Genomic DNA, 600 nt, shown 5'->3' with positions numbered 1-600 from the left:
ATCAGCAATACCGCGTAAGTTTGAGTTTGTTCGCCTACCAGTACGTTATCGCATTAGATAAAGCAGTGGCGAGTTTAAATAAGCACGAGAGCAACTCCGTTACAGAAGATGAAGTGGACGAAGTCATTGAGTTGACGCTTGAGATCTTAAAACGCTTGAGACGCTCTATCCCTTATGAAGAAAACTTAAAGCGTTACTACGTTAATATTGATAACTATTTGTCGTGGTATACCGAGCAGAAGTTTTTGTCTCTCGTCGCTCATCTTCCTCGAGAAGGCGATTACAGCACCATTAAACAGCGTTTGATTACTCTGTGTGAGAAAGAACAAGCACATCGCAAGCTAAACAAATACAACTCTCCACGCGTGGTTGAAGACGTGACGCGTCTTTCAAACAAAATGCGTTTGTTAAGACGTCTGATTGAACACCCTATTGTTTTGCGTGAGCAAACTATCTCCATGGGTAACAACATCAAGCGAGCGATTAAAGGGATTGCAACGGGCTTGGTTATGGTCGTAGTGACATCGACCGTTATTCTAGCCCGAGACTACCTTGGCGAGATCTCAGCGTCTTTCATTATAGCGATGTCTTTTATCTATG

At 43.0% G+C, this 600-nt stretch carries 1 pseudogene; it reads left to right on the top strand.

Annotated features, from left to right (window positions below):
* Positions 1-600 (top strand): annotated as a pseudogene (locus R7R78_RS27855) (hypothetical protein); the annotation flags it as partial.

Source organism: Vibrio sp. 2134-1, from assembly GCF_033339495.1.
The sequence above is the reverse complement of the archived record's forward strand: the minus strand, read 5'-3'. Positions and strand labels throughout refer to the sequence as shown.